2 protein-coding genes are annotated in these 1,169 nt (G+C 54.8%); both read left to right on the forward strand.

The genetic code is table 11. From position 1 onward, the window contains the following. Positions 1-101: 101 nt before the first annotated feature. Complete coding sequence (locus G455_RS26285; protein ID WP_057796677.1) at positions 102-521, forward strand: hypothetical protein; 420 nt, start codon at positions 102-104, stop codon at positions 519-521. After that, positions 521-1,117 carry a type IV secretion system protein gene (locus tag G455_RS25270; RefSeq protein ID WP_229861884.1) on the forward strand — a complete coding sequence of 199 codons (597 nt, stop codon included), beginning with the start codon at positions 521-523 and terminating at the stop codon, positions 1,115-1,117. The genes G455_RS26285 and G455_RS25270 overlap by 1 nt, the downstream gene beginning before the upstream one ends. Positions 1,118-1,169: the final 52 nt, after the last annotated feature.

Consider the following 1,169-nt stretch of genomic DNA (forward strand, 5'->3'; position numbering starts at 1 on the left):
CGATAGCGGGCGGCTGTGGGCTTGCTCATCCGAACCATCTAACGCCATGGATTCACGATGTGAATCCTTCCTAGCCAGAGTTCTGCAACAATGCCACCCAGATGCGAAAACCAATTCTCGCACTCATGCTTGCCGCCTTGGCGGGCCCCCTTGTGGCGCAGACTTCGCCTCAGGTTTCAAACGATCTCACAGTCGATATGTCGCCTCAACAATACCGGATCTGCAACGATCGTCCGGCGCGACCGACTTGGATGGACGAAATCAATCCGCGTGAAGCTTACAAGGCAGCAGCTTTGATGGAGTTGTACGAAATTCGGGCCTGGGAGGAGATCGCTGAATCTGGCGACTGCAGCTGTGAAACCCGCTTTCCCGCTTGGGATAGCTCCGATGGCGAATATCATGAAAGGTATGCAGGCCTTAGCCAAGCCGAGCATTCAGCGTTTCGCCGCGACTGGATTGAAGTAAGGAAGCAACTCGAGCCAAGCGTGCGTACAATCTGCGAAGCTCAAGGCAACTGGTAATGGGCGTCGTCAGCTGGATGGTCGGAACGGCAGACGCGTTCCTTGTCGATGTGGCTGAGTCCCAGTTCGGGGCCGTGGCAAGCAATACCGGCACGATCGTCCTGCTGATGGTCACGCTTTCGCTAATCGGCGTCTGCATCAACATGGCATTCCAGTTCCGCAGCATGGATGGGGCCAGCTTCTTCTGGTACCTGATCAAGCTGACCCTTATCGGTCTGTTCGCCTTCAATTGGGCAAACTTCAATGCAGTAGCAAACGCAGTCATTGGAGGCTTGGACTACGTCGCTGGCGCACTGGTGTCTTCGGTTGGCGGCGGAGGAGCCGGAGCCACACACTTTGCCGGCGAATTCGACATCCTGATCGAAAAATTCAGCCAGTACCTGAATGCCATCGGCAGCAACCTGAACTGGATGACGGGCGCGATCCTAGGCGGCATCGGGCTTATTCTTTTGAGCCTCCTTGGCTTCATGACCGGCATCGTCCTCATATTCGCCAAGATGATGCTGACCCTCATGCTCGGCCTTGCTCCGATCATGATTGCATTGTCGCTCTTTGAGCTACTCCCCATCTCTTGGACAGGATCTGGTGTAATTTAAGCTACTCGTTGCATCTGCTGATCGGGTTGGTTGATATCATTTCTCTGCCAGT

This window comes from Pseudodonghicola xiamenensis DSM 18339, from assembly GCF_000429365.1.
GTDB classification, from domain to species: domain Bacteria; phylum Pseudomonadota; class Alphaproteobacteria; order Rhodobacterales; family Rhodobacteraceae; genus Pseudodonghicola; species Pseudodonghicola xiamenensis.